Raw genomic sequence first — 16,618 nt, 5'->3', positions numbered from 1 at the left:
ACTGGCGACAAACTCAATCATCATCCTTGCAGTTGATAAGAATTTCTGCCTCTTTTACAACTATCTTATTACGTCCGGTTTCTTTCGCTTCATATAGTGCATTATCAGCCATTCGATAGATTTCATTCGGATTTAACGCACTTCCCTGAGTCACCACAGCGCCAATGCTAATCGTCACTTTTTGCGGTATGGCGTATTCAGGATTATCGCCTGTCAAACGCTCTACATTTGCCCTTATCCTTTCGGCTAAAACTTTCGCGCTTTCAGTATCGGTCTCCGTCAGCAAGACGCCAAACTCTTCGCCGCCAACGCGTGCTAAAAGGTCATTTGGTCGTATGCTTTTCCCAATGATGCTCACCACTGTTTTTATCACCTGATCGCCAACCGGATGCCCCCACGTATCGTTAACTTTTTTAAAGTGATCGATATCTATAATCATGACACAATAAGACGTTTTTTGGGCTGATGCTGATTGAGCCTTCAGTTCATTGAAAAAATAATTCCTGTTAAATATATTAGTTAATGGATCGCGATGGGCAATGTTCTTTGTTACTCGTAGCGCACTGAAAATATGGCACATAAATATTACCATAACGGTTAATTTACTGACTACTTCAATAGTGCGGCTAATATACCAAGTGGACACACTATACCTGCTCATAAATAACAGAGAGATATTATACAGCACGGCACAGAAAGCAATCACTGATACTCCATTCCAGATATCACAGCGTAAACCATTAAAGTATAGATTAACCAAAAGCAAGATTAACCACATGAAAATCATTATGGTAACATATGAGGTTTTCCAGACTACCTGACCATTTTCATTTGTTAACTCGGCAATATGTAAACTGTAGTCATCATAATGACTACTTAGCATGTGAGCAACTGCCGCCCCCCCAAAAATAAAAAATAGGCTTATACACAATGTCATTTTTTTGGAAAAAAAACAGCGTTTCTTATTGTTTTCACTAACTTTATTCACCAGCGCTAGCAATATTAACATGCACAAACTCATCTGACGAAACAAATAATAAATTGCAATATCATTTTGTACAACGCTGCTTATCAAATGCCCCTCAATAAATTGCTGAATGATAATGGCAGTTTTAACAAAGTAAATCAAACAACTCAGAAACGCTAAACTAAGTATACAGTTTGAAAATTGCACACGATCATAAATGAAATACAATTGCATGAAAATAAATGCAACGGTATCGATAAAAAATAAAGCAATCATAACCATTAGATAGGTTGATCGTGGAACAACCTCCTCAACGGTTGGCTGATTAAACCAACTATTTACCAAAACGAATGCAAGCCCAAACAATAAGCTCACCAATACAGTACTACTAATTCCCAAATAGTCTTTTTCCATAAAGCTACACCAATCTGTAGGTTGTAGATCCCTTTCTGTCACTAATAGATATAAGAACTGTACTGTTGTCAATATAAAAATCCACCACAAACAATACCAATGATGATAGTTGCAGACCGCAATTATTATTACCTTAGTGCTTTATACATTCTTCGCGACAAGACAGGCTTGCAAATACATATAAATGGTTATAAGGAAATCCTTATAAAACATTAATTCATAGATATATTAGGAATAACAATTGAATCCGTGAGTACAGTAACACTGCATTTCATCAGGACTTTCGAAAAATCCGATATCATGCATCGGAATTTACTGATTTAATTATTTTAATCCTAATTTATTTTGAAAAAGGCATTGGGATTTATGCCGTATTCCTGAAGTTCCTCATCATTGGAATGGATTTTCGGGCGAGAAAAGGATTTTATATGGATACTCTACTCATCATTTCTTCTTCTCATCATCAACAATTCACGTCTCTCTTCCGCGTTTAATAACGGATTATGATGTGCAAAAAAAATATCTTTCGTTTCAGTTACCTGTAATTAGATACAGAGAGAGATTTCGGCAATACATGGAGTAATACAGGATGTATTCAAGTAGCAGAAAAAGGTGTCCGAAAACCAAATGGGCTTTGAAAATTCTTACTGCCGCATTTTTAGCAGCGAGTCCCGCGGCGAAGAGTGCTGTTAATAATGCCTATGATGCATTGATTATCGAAGCTCGCAAGGGAAATACTCAGCCAGCTTTGTTATGGTTTGCACAAAAATCAGCACTCAGTAATAACCAAATTGCTGACTGGTTACAGATTGCCTTATGGGCCGGGCAAGATAAACAGGTTATTACCGTTTACAACCGCTACCGTCATCAGCAATTACCAGCGCGTGGTTATGCAGCTGTCGCCGTCGCTTATCGTAACCTGCAACAATGGCAAAACTCGCTTACACTGTGGCAAAAGGCACTCTCTCTGGAGTCGCAAAATAAGGATTATCAACGGGGACAAATTTTAACCCTGGCAGATGCGGGTCACTATGATTCTGCGCTGGTTAAACTTAAGCAGCTTAACTCTGGAGCACCGGACAAAGCTAATTTACTCGCAGAAGCCTATATCTATAAACTGGCGGGGCGGCATGAGGATGAATTACGGGCGATGACAGGGTCATTACCTGAAAATGCCTTAACGCAACAATATCCCACAGAATACGTGCAGGCATTACGGAATAATCAACTTGCTGCCGCGATTGACGATGCCAATTTAACGCCAGATATTCGCGCTGATATTCATGCCGAACTGGTCAGACTGTCGTTTATGCCTACGCGCAGTGAAAGTGAACGTTATGCCATTGCCGATCGCGCCCTCGCCCAATACGCTGCATTAGAAATTCTGTGGCATGATAACCCTGACCGCACTGCCCAGTACCAGCGTATTCAGATTGATCATCTTGGCGCGTTATTAACTCGCGATCGTTATAAAGACGTTATTTCTCACTATCAGCGTTTAAAAAAGACGGGGCAAATTATTCCGCCCTGGGCGCAATATTGGGTTGCGTCGGCTTATCTCAAAGAACATCAGCCAAAAAAAGCACAGTCAATAATGACAGAGCTCTTTTATCACAAGGAGACCATTGCCCCGGATTTATCCGATGAAGAACTTGCGGATCTCTTTTACAGCCACCTGGAGAGTGAAAATTATCCCGGCGCGCTAACTGTCACCCAACATACCATTAATACTTCGCCGCCTTTCCTTCGGTTAATGGGCACGCCTACGAGCATCCCGAATGATACCTGGTTACAGGGGCATTCGTTTCTCTCAACCGTAGCAAAATATAGTAATGATCTTCCTCAGGCTGAAATGACAGCCAGAGAGCTTGCTTATAACGCACCAGGAAATCAGGGACTGCGCATTGATTACGCGAGTGTGTTACAAGCCCGCGGTTGGCCTCGTGCGGCAGAAAATGAATTAAAAAAAGCAGAAGTGATCGAGCCACGTAATATTAATCTGGAGGTTGAACAAGCCTGGACAGCATTAACGTTACAAGAATGGCAGCAGGCAGCGTGGATTTGCCCCTATATTTCCAGACATCTGTTATCACTTAACCCATTACAAGCCCGCTGCCGCAGATATTCCCGTGGCGAGCGATAACCCAGCGCACTATGCGGATGCCATTCGTTATAATGCTCGAACGCCTCTGCAAGGTTCTTTGCTGCCGTTAACCCGTCTGGTTTGGGCATGATACTGATGTAGTCACGCTTTATCGTTTTCACGAAGCTCTCTGCTATTCCGTTACTCTCCGGACTCCGCACCGCCGTGTTCTTCGGTTCAAGTCCCAACATCCGGGCGAACTGGCGTGTTTCATTAGCCCGGTAGCATGAACCATTATCCGTCAGCCACTCCACTGGAGACGACGGAAGATCGTTGCCGAAGCGGCGTTCCACCGCTCCCAGCATGACGTCCTGTACTGTTTCACTGTTGAAGCCGCCAGTAGTCACCGCCCAGTGCAGTGCCTCACGATCACAGCAGTCCAGCGCGAACGTGACACGCAGTCTCTCTCCGTTATCACAGCAGAACTCGAACCCGTCAGAGCACCATCGCTGATTGCTTTCTTTCACGGCCACTCTGCCTGTATGTGCCCGTTTCGATGGCGGTACAGCAGGTTTTCGCTCAAGCAACAGCGCATTCTGGCGCATGATCCGGTAAACACGTTTGGCATTGATCGCAGGCATACCATCAAGTTCTGCCTGTCTGCGAAGCAGCGCCCATACCCGACGATAACCATACGTGGGCAGCTCTCCGATAACATGGTGTATACGGAGAAGCACATCCGTATCATCAGTGTGACGACTGCGGCGGCCATCCATCCAGTCATCGGTTCGTCTGAGAATGACGTGCAACTGCGCACGCGACACCCGGAGACAACGGCTGACTAAGCTTACTCCCCATCCCCGGGCAATAAGGGCGCGTGCGCTATCCACTTTTTTGCCCGTCCATATTCAACGGCTTCTTTGAGGAGTTCATTTTCCATCGTTTTCTTGCCGAGCAGGCGCTGGAGTTCTTTAATCTGCTTCATGGCGGCAGCAAGTTCAGAGGCAGGAACAACCTGTTCTCCGGCGGCGACAGCAGTAAGACTTCCTTCCTGGTATTGCTTACGCCAGAGAAATAACTGGCTGGCTGCTACACCATGTTGCCGGGCAACGAGGGAGACCGTCATCCCCGGTTCAAAGCTCTGCTGAACAATTGCGATCTTTTCCTGTGTGGTACGCCGTCTGCGTTTCTCCGGCCCTAAGACATCAATCATCTGTTCTCCAATGACTAGTCTAAAAACTAGTATTAAGACTATCACTTATTTAAGTGATACTGGTTGTCTGGAGATTCAGGGGGCCAGTCTACAGCGGTCTTAACGCACGATGTTGTCGAACGTGAACCGCAAGATCCCGGCGTTGTACGTTTAAAACGTGCGGTTGATGTACATAATCTTGCAGAGCTTCGTATCGCTGGTTCAACAGGAATTGATGCCGAAGGTCCGGATAGTGGCAAACATGATGTCGACTTAACCACCATCGTTTATTCACCACCGCTGAATGATAACTGGCGCGGTTTTGCTGGATTCGGTTATGCCGATGGACAATTTAGCGAAGGAAAAGGGATTATTCGCGACTGGCTTGCGGGTGTTGAGTGGCGGTCACGTAATATCTGGCTTGAGGCGGAGTACACCGAACGCTTTTTCAATCATGAGCATAAACCCGGCGCGCGCCTGTCTGGCTGGTATGATTTTAATGATAACTGGCGTATTGGTTCGCAACTGGAACGCCTCTCTCACCGCGTTCCATTACGGGCAATGAAAAATGGTGTTACAGGCAACAGTGCACAGGCTTATGTTCGCTGGTATCAAAATGAGCGGCGTAAGTACGGTGTCTCTTGGGCTTTCACTGATTTTTCTGACAGTAATCAGCGTCATGAAGTCTCACTTGAGGGTCAGGAACGCATCTGGTCTTCACCATATTTGATTGTCGATTTCCTCCCCAATCTGTATTACGAACAAAATACAGAACACGACACCCCATACTACAACCCTATAAAAATGTTCGATATTGTTCCGGCATTTGAGGCAAGTCATTTGTTATGGCGAAGCTATGAAAATAGCTGGGAGCAAATCTTCAGCGCAGGTGTTGGTGCCTCCTGGCAAAAACATTATGGCACGGATGTCGTCACCCAACTCGGCTACGGGCAACGCATTAGCTGGAATAACGTGATTGATGCTGGCGCAACGCTACGCTGGGAAAAACGACCTTATGACGGTGACAGAGAACACAACTTATACGTTGAATTCGATATGACATTCAGATTTTAAGGATAAATATGTTACGTAATGGAAATAAATATCTCCTGATGCTGGTGAGTATAATTATGCTCACTGCGTGCATTAGCCAGTCAAGAACATCATTTATACCATACCGCCACAGGATCGCGAATCTTTACTCGCCGAGCAACCGTGGCCGCATAATGGTTTTGTGGCGATTTCATGGCATAACGTTGAAGACGAAGCTGCCGACCAGCGTTTTATGTCAGTGCGGACATCAGCACTGCGTGAACAATTTGCCTGGCTGCGCGAGAACGGTTATCAACCGGTCAGTATTGCTCAAATTCGTGAAGCACATCGAGGAGGAAAACCGCTACCGGAAAAAGCAGTAGTGCTGACTTTTGATGACGGCTACCAGAGTTTTTATACCCGCGTCTTCCCAATTCTTCAGGCCTTCCAGTGGCCTGCTGTATGGGCCCCCGTCGGCAGTTGGGTCGATACGCCAGCGGATGAACAAGTAAAATTTGGCGATGAGATGGTCGATCGAGAATATTTTGCCACGTGGCAACAAGTGCGAGAAGTTGCGCGTTCCCGGCTCGTTGAGGTCGCTTCTCATACATGGAATTCTCACTACGGTATTCAGGCTAATGCCACCGGCAGCTTATTGCCTGTATATGTAAATCGTGCATATTTTACTGACCACGCACGGTATGAAACCGCAGCAGAATACCGGGAAAGAATTCGTCTGGATGCTGTAAAAATGACGGAATACCTGCGTACAAAGGCTAAGGTAAATCCACACGTTTTTGTTTGGCCTTATGGCGAAGCGAATGGCATAGCGATAGAGGAATTAAAAAAACTCGGTTATGACATGTTCTTCACCCTTGAATCAGGTTTGGCAAATGCGTCACAATTGGATTCCATTCCGCGAGTATTAATCGCCAATAATCCCTCATTAAAAGAGTTTGCCCAGCAAATTATTACCGTACAGGAAAAATCATCACAACGGGTAATGCATATCGATCTTGATTACGTTTATGACGAAAACCGCCAGCAAATGGATCGCAATATTGATGTGCTAATTCAGCGGGTGAAAGATATGCAAATATCAACCGTGTATTTGCAGGCATTTGCTGATCCCGATGGTGATGGGCTGGTCAAAGAGGTCTGGTTTCCAAATCGTTTGCTACCAATGAAAGCAGATATTTTTAGTCGGGTTGCCTGGCAATTACGTACCCGCTCAGGTGTAAACATCTATGCGTGGATGCCGGTATTAAGCTGGGATTTAGATCCCACATTAACGCGAGTAAAATATTTACCAACAGGGGAGAAAAAAGCACAAATTCATCCTGAACAATATCGCCGTCTATCTCCTTTTGATGACAGGGTCAGAGCACAAGTTGGCATGTTATATGAAGATCTTGCCGGACATGCTGCTTTTGATGGCATATTGTTCCACGATGATGCTTTGCTTTCAGATTATGAAGATGCCAGTGCACCGGCTATCACGGCTTATCAGCAAGCAGGCTTTAGCGGGAGTCTGAGCGAAATTCGACAAAACCCGGAGCAATTTAAACAGTGGACCCGCTTTAAAAGTCGTGCGTTAACTGACTTCACTTTAGAACTTAGTGCGCGCGTAAAAGCCATTCGCGGTCCACATGTTAAAACTGCACGAAATATTTTTGCACTTCCGGTAATACAACCTGAAAGTGAAGCCTGGTTTGCACAGAATTATGCTGATTTCCTAAAAAGCTATGACTGGACCGCTATTATGGCTATGCCTTATATGGAAGGTGTCGCAGAAAAATCGGCTGACCAATGGTTAATACAATTGACCAATCAAATTAAAAACATCCCTCAGGCTAAAGACAAATCTATTTTAGAATTACAGGCACAAAACTGGCAGAAAAATGGTCAGCATCAGGCTATTTCTTCGCAACAACTCGCTCACTGGATGAGCCTATTACAACTGAATGGAATGAAAAACTATGGTTATTATCCCGACAATTTTCTGCATAACCAACCTGAAATAGACGTTATTCGTCCTGAGTTTTCAACAGCCTGGTATCCGAAAAATGATTAATCGCATCGTATCGTTTTTTATATTATGTCTGGTGTTATGCATACCCCTATGCGTAGCGTACTTTCACTCTGGTGAACTGATGATGAGGTTCGTTTTCTTCTGGCCGTTTTTTATGTCCATTATGTGGATTGTTGGCGGCGTCTATTTCTGGGTCTATCGTGAACGCCACTGGCCGTGGGGAGAAAACGCACCAGCTCCCCAGTTGAAAGATAATCCGTCTATCTCCATTATCATTCCCTGTTTTAATGAGGAGAAAAACGTTGAGGAAACCATACACGCCGCTTTAGCACAGCGTTATGAGAACATTGAAGTTATTGCCGTAAATGACGGTTCAACAGACAAAACCCGTGCCATCCTGGATCGCATGGCTGCACAAATTCCCCACCTGCGGGTCATTCATCTGGCGCAAAACCAGGGGAAAGCCATTGCGCTTAAAACCGGAGCTGCCGCGGCGAAAAGTGAATATCTGGTGTGCATTGATGGCGATGCGTTATTAGACCGCGATGCGGCGGCATATATTGTGGAACCGATGTTGTACAACCCGCGTGTGGGTGCCGTAACCGGTAATCCTCGTATTCGAACACGTTCTACCCTGGTGGGTAAAATTCAGGTTGGCGAGTATTCCTCAATTATTGGTTTGATCAAGCGAACCCAGCGTATCTATGGAAACGTATTTACCGTTTCTGGTGTTATTGCCGCATTTCGTCGCAGCGCCCTGGCAGAAGTGGGTTACTGGAGTGACGATATGATCACCGAAGATATTGATATTAGCTGGAAGCTGCAGTTGAATCAGTGGACGATTTTTTACGAGCCACGGGCGCTGTGCTGGATATTAATGCCTGAAACGTTAAAAGGGCTGTGGAAACAGCGCCTGCGCTGGGCTCAGGGCGGTGCAGAAGTATTCCTCAAAAATATGACAAGGCTATGGCGCAAAGAAAACTTTCGAATGTGGCCACTGTTTTTTGAATACTGTCTGACGACAATATGGGCCTTTACCTGCCTGGTCGGTTTCATTATTTACGCAGTCCAACTTGCAGGTGTACCGTTAAATATTGAATTGACACATATCGCTGCGACACATACTGCCGGAATATTATTGTGTACGTTATGTTTACTGCAATTTATTGTCAGCCTGATGATCGAGAATCGCTATGAGCATAATCTGACTTCATCGCTTTTCTGGATTATTTGGTTCCCGGTTATTTTCTGGATGCTGAGCCTGGCAACGACATTGGTATCATTTACACGAGTCATGTTGATGCCTAAAAAGCAACGCGCCCGTTGGGTAAGTCCCGATCGAGGGATTCTGAGAGGTTAATATGAACAATTTAATTATTACGACCCGACAATCGCCAGTACGTTTAATGGTTGATTATGTTGCCACAACCATCTTATGGACATTATTTGCTTTGTTCATATTCTTATTCACCATGGATCTGCTGACGGGTTATTACTGGCAAAGTGAGGCCAGAAGCCGACTTCAGTTCTATTTTTTGCTGGCAGTGGCGAATGCCGTCGTGTTAATTGTCTGGGCGCTGTACAATAAGCTGCGTTTTCAAAAACAGCAGCATCATGCAGCCTACCAATATACGCCGCAAGAATATGCAGAGAGCTTAGCAATACCTGATGAGCTCTATCAGCAACTACAAAAAAGCCACAGGATGAGCGTACACTTCACCAGCCAAGGGCAAATAAAAATGGTTGTTTCAGAAAAAGCGCTAGTCCGGGCATAAACACCCAAAACAAAGCCCGGTTCGCCCGGGCTCTGCGCCGATAATACACTTAACTGTATGCATGTAGCGTACGTTGGCAAAGTGCCGAACGTACGCAATCCTCTTTACCGAATCGGACGATCCCGACCATTTCATCTTCTTCGAAACGTTCTAGCGCGTCACTTAATCCGGAGCGCACGCCGCGAGGCAAATCGCATTGCGTGATATCACCGTTGACGATAACCGTCACGTTCTCCCCGAGGCGGGTTAAAAACATTTTCATTTGCGCGGCAGTCACATTCTGCGCCTCGTCAAGAATGACGACTGCATTTTCAAAGGTACGTCCACGCATATAGGCGAACGGCGCGATTTCCACCTTCCCTATTTCCGGTCGCAGGCAGTACTGCATAAAGGAAGCCCCTAAGCGCCGGACCAGCACGTCGTAGACCGGACGAAAATAGGGAGCAAACTTTTCTGCGATATCTCCAGGTAAGAAGCCAAGATCTTCATCGGCTTGCAGAACTGGACGGGTGACGATAATCCTGTCGACATCCTTATGTATCAGGGCCTCTGCCGCTTTTGCTGCGCTGATCCAGGTTTTTCCGCACCCGGCTTCGCCGGTGGCGAATATCAGCTGCTTACTCTCAATAGCCTTCAGATAGTGCAATTGCGCTTCATTTCGCGCGAGGATGGGCGAGGTATCGCGACTGTCGCGGGCCATACCAATGGCTTCTACGCCGCTCATCTGCACAAGCGAGGTGACCGATTCTTCTTCACGCTGCTTATGGCTGCGCGAATCCCGTCTCAGCACACGTTTTGCCTCGCGACGAGCTTTGATCACTGCTTTTTGTCTTCCCATGGAGAGCACCTTGAGTTGTTTGTATTCATCACACGCGCCGTTGGCAGCGCGATTATGCGCACGAACATCAGAGGGTTGGCTTCCTTGTAAGCCATAGTTTGCTGTTGGATAAAATGCCGAAAAACGGCTACGCACACCGTTTGCGGCGTCGGTAACACGAGTAAAGTGAGGAAGTGAGAAAAATACAGAGTGACGAAGTTGCTACCGGAGGAGAAATCTCCGCGAGTGGTGGAGCGTTGCTTAACAAAACATTGTCCAGTACAGGACGTTACCATCCGCGATCTCCATAGTGACTGACTATCACTGCCGGGAACTTCCGCTGCTACTTAATAATTACAACAGATCTCGCATTCATTGCAACAATATATTCACTTATATTTAACTATAAAACACCATTTCAGTGACATTAGTTTCTACTGGAAAGATGACAGAGTGATGACAGTGATGAAAAAAGCTGTGTGCTTTCAGCAGGATTCGCATAAGGCATCAACGCACGAACGCCGGATGCGGCGTGAACGCCTTATCCTGCCTACCAAACCCGCACCGATTGTAGGCATGATAAGACGCGCAAGCGTCGCATCAGGCATCAGCGCATTACCGCCGGATGCGGCGTGAACGCCTTATCCTGCCTACCGAACCCGCACCGATTGTAGGCATGATAAGACGCGCAAACGTCGCATCAGGCATCAGCGCACGAACGCCGGATGCGGCGTAAATGCCTTATCCGCCTCTAAAAATTAAACTCGCAATAATGCGCTTCCAAGATAATCGCTCGCGTCCTTCACCCCCGGCAGCGCAAAAAAATAACCGCCGCCGATGGGTTTAACGTATTCCTCCAGCGCTTCACCATTGAGCCTTTTTTGTACTGTCAGGAAGCCCTTTTCCAGATCGTGTTGGTAGCAGACAAACAGCAACCCCATATCCAGTTGCCCGGAGTTGGTAACACCCAACGAATAACTGTAGCCACGACGCAGCATCAGGCTGGACTCGCTCTCCGCCGTGCGGGGATTCGCCAGCCGGATATGGCTGTCCAGCGCGATCACCTTCCCCTCCGGATCGCTGGCGTAATCAGGCACATCATGCTCATGCTGCATTCCCAGCGGCGCGCCGGTTTGTTTGTCGCGACCAAAAATTGTCTGCTGTTCTTTCAGCGGCGTTCTGTCCCAAAATTCCACTCGAAACTGAATCAAACGCACCGCCTGGTAGCTGCCGCCGATAGCCCACGCAGGCTCCTGCTGATCTGCCGTCACCCACACTACTTTTTGCATCAATTTCGCATTTTGGCTGTCAGGATTAGCAGTGCCGTCTTTGAAGCCCAGCAAATTAATCGGCGTCTCTTTGCCTTTACTACGCGCTGCGTGGTCGGAAATAAACCCTTCCCGCTTCCAGCGCACACTGAGCAAATCCGGCGTGTGTTTGATGATATCGCGCAGTGCATGGATCACCGTGTCCTGGGTATTGGCGCAAATCTGTAGCAACACATCACCATGACATAACGCCGCATCAAGCGAGTCGTTAGGGAAACGTGTCATCTTCTGCAACTTTTTCGGCATCTGCTGCGCAAGGCCAAAACGCTCATCAAACAATGAGTGGCCCACCGATAACGTGATGGTGAGATTATCGGGCGCAATGTAGCCGCCAAGAATGCCGGAATCGCGTGGCGGCAGGCGTGGATTTGACGTTTCTGGTGCCGCTCCGCCCTGAGTCAGAAAAGCAAAACGCTGAGTCAACAAGCGAAACAATCGCTCAAGATCAGCTTTATCGCTGGCAAGCACATCAAACGCCACCAGCATCATTGCGGCCTGCTGCGGCGTCAGAATACCCGCCTGATGTTCGCCATAAAACGGCTGCGCTTCACTGCGCGCATCCGGTGAAAGCGTCCCCGGCGCACTTAGTGGTTTTTGCGCATGCGCTACCGGGCAACTTCCCGCCAGTGCCAGCGCGCCAATCCCTTTCAGTAAACGTCGGCGTGACGGTTCATTCACGCCGTTTTCATCTTCATACTGCATAACGCTTAATCCAGCCCCAGCACACCGCGAAGTTGCGCCAGATCTTCCGCTAGCGCAGTAATCGGCCCTTTCAGCGCATTACGATCGGCATCGGTCAATTTGTCGTAGGTTTCAAAACCGTCTTTGGTACGGTATTTCGCCAGAATGGTATCGACCTTTTTGAAGTTAGCATCGACTTTTGCCAGCAGTTCCGGGTTGGCTTTTTGTAGTTGTGGACGCAGCAGATCGACAATTTTCTGCGAGCCTTCAACGTTAGCCTGGAAGTCCCACAGATCGGTGTGGCTGTAGCGATCTTCTTCACCGCTGATTTTGCTGGCTGCCACTTCCTCAATCAGTCCGGCTGCGCCGCCGACCACTTTTGAAGGTGGGAAAGCCAGTTCACTGATGCGTTTTTGCAAATCGACCACATCGGTATAAAGCTGGTCAGCATACTGATCCATTCCTTTGGTGGTATTGTCGCCAAACAAGGCTTTTTCCAGACGGTGGAAACCGGTGAATTTCGGATCGGCGGCTTTTTGCTCGTAATCATCTTCACGGGCGTCAATGCTACCATCCAGATCAGAGAACAGCTCAGCAATCGGTTCGATGCGCTCATAGTGCTGGCGCGTCGGCGCATACAGTGCTTTCGCTTTTTCTATATCGCCTGCTTTAATAGCGTCGGTAAAGGCTTTGGTGTCGGTCACCAGTTGCGTGGTTTCCGCCATGACATACGCTTTATATGCAGTAATTGCACCACCAAGACTTAACAGCGCATCACTTTGCGCCGCATCCGCCGTTGCTTCACCTTTGACGATCAACTTCCCTTTCGGGTTAGTCAGCAGACCGCAGGTCATATCGTATTCGCCAGGCTGTAAATTCGCCGTCATTTTCTGGCTAAAACCAGGGGCGATATTTTCCCGCTCTTCCACCACCATCACGCCTTTGAGGATCTCCCACTCCAGCGCCTTCTGGCTATGGTTCTGAATAATGAACTGTGTTTTCCCGGCGTTAACCGTAATGGTCATCGGTTCGCACTGCTTATCTGTCACAGTGACTTTGACCTGCGGAATATCAGCGGCGTTAGCCATAAAAGCAGAAGAGAACAGCGCAGCCACGCTCAACTGCAATGCGTTACGACGGAAGTTAATGGTCATGACGAGACTATCCCTTTAAAGTATGTTGTAACTAAGCAAAAGTTTGCGTCATTTTCGTTACGCGGAGCGAGACGCTGTCGCCCCTGCGCGCGGCGGCAGAGCAAATGCCACCAGCGCCGGGATGAGATAAATAAACCAGACGGCGACTTCGCTGACGCTCGGCGCTTCCTGATAACCAAAGATACCTTCCATCAGCGTACCGAAAAGCGAGTGAGTTGAGAGCACCGCGCTCATATCGAAGGCGATTTCCTGAAAGTGGTTCCACAGCCCGGCTTCATGAAACGCGCGAATAGCACCTGCCGCCAGCCCTGCGGCGACGAAGAGAATAAAGAGGCTGGTCCATTTAAAAAACGCGCCAAGATTGAGGCGAATACCGCCCCAGTAGAGCAGGAAGCCGAGCACCACGGCTGTAGCAAGACCGAGCATTGCACCCAGCGGAGGCCAGATCCCGACATCTTGTTGAAACGCCGCCAGCAGGAAAAAGACCGACTCCAGCCCTTCCCTTGCAACGGCAAAAAAGACCATCATCACCAGCGCCCAGCCATGATGATTCCCACGCTGCAATGCGCTATCGACTGCCTGTTCCAGTTGCACTTTGACGTTGCGCGACACTTTACGCATCCAGAAAACCATCCAGGTGAGGATCACCACGGCAATCACCGCCACGATACCTTCGAACAATTCCTGCTCTTTTTGCGGAAATTCGCCGGTGGTTTCATTAATGAAGATACCCAGCCCCAGGCACAACGCAGCGGCTAGCAACACGCCAATCCACATGACACCAATCCATCGACCTCGCTGGGTACGCTTAAGATAGCTGGCAATCAGGCTGACAATCAGCGCGGCTTCAAGTCCTTCGCGCAACATAATGAGAAACGGAACAAACATGCCACCCACCCTTAAACGTTTTTCTGAGTCAATCTATGCAAAGAAAAGTAAATCGCAGTGATAGCGATTATCATTACGGTGAAGAAAAACACAAGCGGAATGTTTATAAAATGATGTTGGAATGTAAACAAAGAGAGGTAATGCCAGGGGATATAAACGATTATTCCAGGTACAAAGATGGGATTGTTTACAACGAGCCATGTGTTCTTGCCAGATGCCGCGTAAACGCCTTATCCAGCCGACAAAACTGTCCAGACTCAATGCATCAGAGCTTCCATGTAAAACTGATAAGCGGGTGTATCAAGCAATTTCGTCCATCCGCGATTATCAAATCTAACTTTTTGCCCGGAACATAATAACAGCTCGGGTGTTGGTGGCGTCAAAATCGCTGAAGCGTTCCCCGAAGGCCGGGGCAGCCCACATGGATGTGGGCTGAGGGCGCGTCTTACAGGACGTTACCTCGCGCCCGACCCGGTAGCCGAAGGGGATAAGCTGAAGGTACCGCGCAGCGGCGATTTTGTTCGCCAGAGCCCGGGGGTGCAGGGGGCGGCGGCGATTGGCCGCCCCCTGCGCGCTCCCTGCACCATTCAATTTATATGGCGAGGCACATTAAGGGAGCGCAACCCGCTGCTGAAGCCAAACAAAACCGCCGCAGGCTAAGTCACTTACCCTTCCTGCAACCGTGACGGCGGCGCTGAATGATAGTGCGCGTCGGCGTCAGCAAAGCGTTTTTGCATCGCCGCTGACGGCGCTTTACCCAGCAAACTAAACACTACAATCCCGATACTGCCGAAGATGAAGCCCGGAATAATTTCGTACAGACCCAGCCAGCCGAACTGTTTCCAGACAATAACCGTCAGCGCGCCAATGATCATCCCCGCCAGTGCACCGTTACGCGTCATGCGTGACCACATCACTGAGAACAGCACCACCGGACCAAACGCCGCACCGAAGCCTGCCCACGCGTAGCTTACTAAGCCCAGCACACGGTTTTCCGGATTCGCCGCCAGCGCAATTGCCACCAGCGCCACCACCAACACCATCACACGCCCTACCCACACCAGTTCTTTCTGGCTGGCATGTTTACGCAGAAATGCTTTGTACAGATCTTCGGTAATCGCACTGGAGCACACCAGCAGCTGGCAACTTAACGTCGACATCACCGCCGCCAGAATCGCCGACAACAGAATCCCGGCAATCCACGGGTTAAACAATATTTGTGCCAGTTCGATAAACACGCGCTCAGAGTTCTGGTTTACCGCACCGGCAACCGCTGGATTATTGTTAAAGTATGCAATGCCGAAGAAACCGACCGCCACCGCGCCTGCCAGACAGAGGATCATCCAGGTCATGCTGATACGACGCGCATGGACAATGCTGTGGTGAGAATCCGCCGCCATAAAACGCGCCAGAATATGCGGCTGACCGAAGTAACCCAGCCCCCAGCCCATCAGCGAGATAATGGCGACAAAATTCAGCCCTTTGAGCATATCCACGTTTTCAATGCTCTTTTGTTTGATCACTTCCAGCGAGTCGCCAAACCCACCGACGCTAATGATCACGATAACCGGCGTCAGGATCAGGGCAAAAATCATCAGGCTGGCCTGTACAGTGTCAGTCCAGCTCACCGCAAGGAAGCCGCCAATAAAGGTGTAAAGGATCGTCGCCGCAGCTCCCGCCCACAGAGCCGTTTCGTAGCTCATGCCGAAGGTGCTTTCAAACAGACGCGCGCCAGCCACAATGCCCGAAGCACAATAAATGGTGAAGAACAGCAAAATTACCAGCGCGGAGATAATGCGCAAAATACGGCTTTTATCTTCAAAACGCCCGGTAAAATAATCCGGCAATGTTAAGGCGTTATTATTGTATTCGGTATGCACACGCAAGCGCCCGGCCACCAGCTTCCAGTTAATCCACGCGCCTAATGTCAGGCCAATGGCGATCCAGCTTTCGGAAATCCCGGAAAGAAAGACTGCACCCGGTAATCCCATTAACAGCCAGCCGCTCATATCCGACGCACCTGCCGATAATGCCGTCACGAATGGCCCAAGGCTGCGACCGCCAAGAATATAGTCGTCGAAGTTTTTGGTTGATCGCCAGGCGATGAACCCAATCAATATCATGCCAAAAATATAGACACAGAATGTCACCAACATCGGTGTGCTAATAGCCATCTAAAGTCTCCAAAAAATTATTATCGGCAATGTCGAAACTTGCCGTTATATCTGCCACCGGAACGGGGTAACAGAGTTTAT

Annotated in this window: 9 protein-coding genes and 3 pseudogenes; 5 read left to right on the top strand and 7 right to left on the bottom strand. The window is 48.1% G+C overall.

Features of this window, described 5'->3' with window-relative positions; translation table 11 throughout:
* Positions 1–13 precede the first annotated feature (13 nt).
* A complete protein-coding gene (locus tag QUE34_RS06340; protein WP_105268733.1) occupies positions 14–1,381 on the bottom strand; it encodes a GGDEF domain-containing protein in 1,368 nt (455 codons plus the stop codon).
* Between the two features lie 589 nt (positions 1,382–1,970).
* Between QUE34_RS06340 and pgaA (QUE34_RS06335) the strand changes: the two are divergent.
* Positions 1,971–3,437: pseudogene (gene pgaA, locus QUE34_RS06335) on the top strand (poly-beta-1,6 N-acetyl-D-glucosamine export porin PgaA); the annotation flags it as partial.
* An 11-nt stretch (positions 3,438–3,448) separates the two neighbouring features.
* Here the strand turns inward: pgaA (QUE34_RS06335) and QUE34_RS06330 are convergent.
* A protein-coding gene (locus QUE34_RS06330; RefSeq protein ID WP_088895425.1) for an IS3-like element IS2 family transposase occupies positions 3,449–4,677 on the bottom strand; the annotation gives its coding sequence in 2 pieces (ribosomal slippage) (positions 3,449–4,362 and positions 4,362–4,677; 1,230 coding nt in all).
* 84 nt (positions 4,678–4,761) lie between these two features.
* Between QUE34_RS06330 and pgaA (QUE34_RS06325) the strand changes: the two are divergent.
* The 4 genes and pseudogenes from pgaA (QUE34_RS06325) to pgaD form a co-directional block, all read left to right on the top strand.
* A pseudogene (pgaA, locus tag QUE34_RS06325) lies at positions 4,762–5,730 on the top strand (poly-beta-1,6 N-acetyl-D-glucosamine export porin PgaA); the annotation flags it as partial.
* An 8-nt stretch (positions 5,731–5,738) separates the two neighbouring features.
* Positions 5,739–7,762 (top strand): annotated as a pseudogene (gene pgaB, locus QUE34_RS06320) (poly-beta-1,6-N-acetyl-D-glucosamine N-deacetylase PgaB).
* The gene (gene pgaC, locus QUE34_RS06315) at positions 7,755–9,080 is read left to right on the top strand and encodes a poly-beta-1,6-N-acetyl-D-glucosamine synthase (RefSeq protein ID WP_000610451.1); all 1,326 of its coding nucleotides are present in this window, start codon (positions 7,755–7,757) and stop codon (positions 9,078–9,080) included. The pseudogene pgaB and the gene pgaC overlap by 8 nt, the downstream one beginning before the upstream one ends.
* Before the next feature lies 1 nt (position 9,081).
* A complete protein-coding gene (gene pgaD / locus QUE34_RS06310) occupies positions 9,082–9,495 on the top strand; it encodes a poly-beta-1,6-N-acetyl-D-glucosamine biosynthesis protein PgaD (protein WP_001061101.1) in 414 nt (137 codons plus the stop codon).
* Between the two features lie 49 nt (positions 9,496–9,544).
* Here the strand turns inward: pgaD and phoH are convergent, their stop codons facing one another.
* The 5 genes from phoH to putP all read right to left on the bottom strand — a co-directional run bounded on the left by phoH (position 9,545) and on the right by putP (position 16,537).
* A complete protein-coding gene (phoH, locus tag QUE34_RS06305; protein WP_000533536.1) occupies positions 9,545–10,333 on the bottom strand; it encodes a phosphate starvation-inducible protein PhoH in 789 nt (262 codons plus the stop codon).
* 737 nt (positions 10,334–11,070) lie between these two features.
* Positions 11,071–12,342: an iron uptake transporter deferrochelatase/peroxidase subunit gene (gene efeB / locus QUE34_RS06300; RefSeq protein ID WP_032302836.1), complete on the bottom strand. Its 1,272-nt coding sequence runs from the start codon at positions 12,340–12,342 to the stop codon at positions 11,071–11,073.
* A 5-nt stretch (positions 12,343–12,347) separates the two neighbouring features.
* Positions 12,348–13,475, bottom strand: coding sequence for an iron uptake system protein EfeO (gene efeO / locus QUE34_RS06295; protein ID WP_000154382.1), 1,128 nt, complete (start codon positions 13,473–13,475; stop codon positions 12,348–12,350).
* A 57-nt stretch (positions 13,476–13,532) separates the two neighbouring features.
* The gene (efeU, locus tag QUE34_RS06290; protein WP_000497942.1) at positions 13,533–14,363 is read right to left on the bottom strand and encodes an iron uptake transporter permease EfeU; all 831 of its coding nucleotides are present in this window, start codon (positions 14,361–14,363) and stop codon (positions 13,533–13,535) included.
* 665 nt (positions 14,364–15,028) lie between these two features.
* Positions 15,029–16,537, bottom strand: coding sequence for a sodium/proline symporter PutP (gene putP, locus QUE34_RS06285; RefSeq protein ID WP_105268731.1), 1,509 nt, complete (start codon positions 16,535–16,537; stop codon positions 15,029–15,031).
* Between the last annotated feature and the right edge of the window lie 81 nt (positions 16,538–16,618).

The organism is Escherichia sp. KS167_9B, assembly GCF_030295215.1.
Taxonomy (GTDB): domain Bacteria; phylum Pseudomonadota; class Gammaproteobacteria; order Enterobacterales; family Enterobacteriaceae; genus Escherichia; species Escherichia coli_F.
The sequence above is the reverse complement of the archived record's forward strand: the minus strand, read 5'-3'. Positions and strand labels throughout refer to the sequence as shown.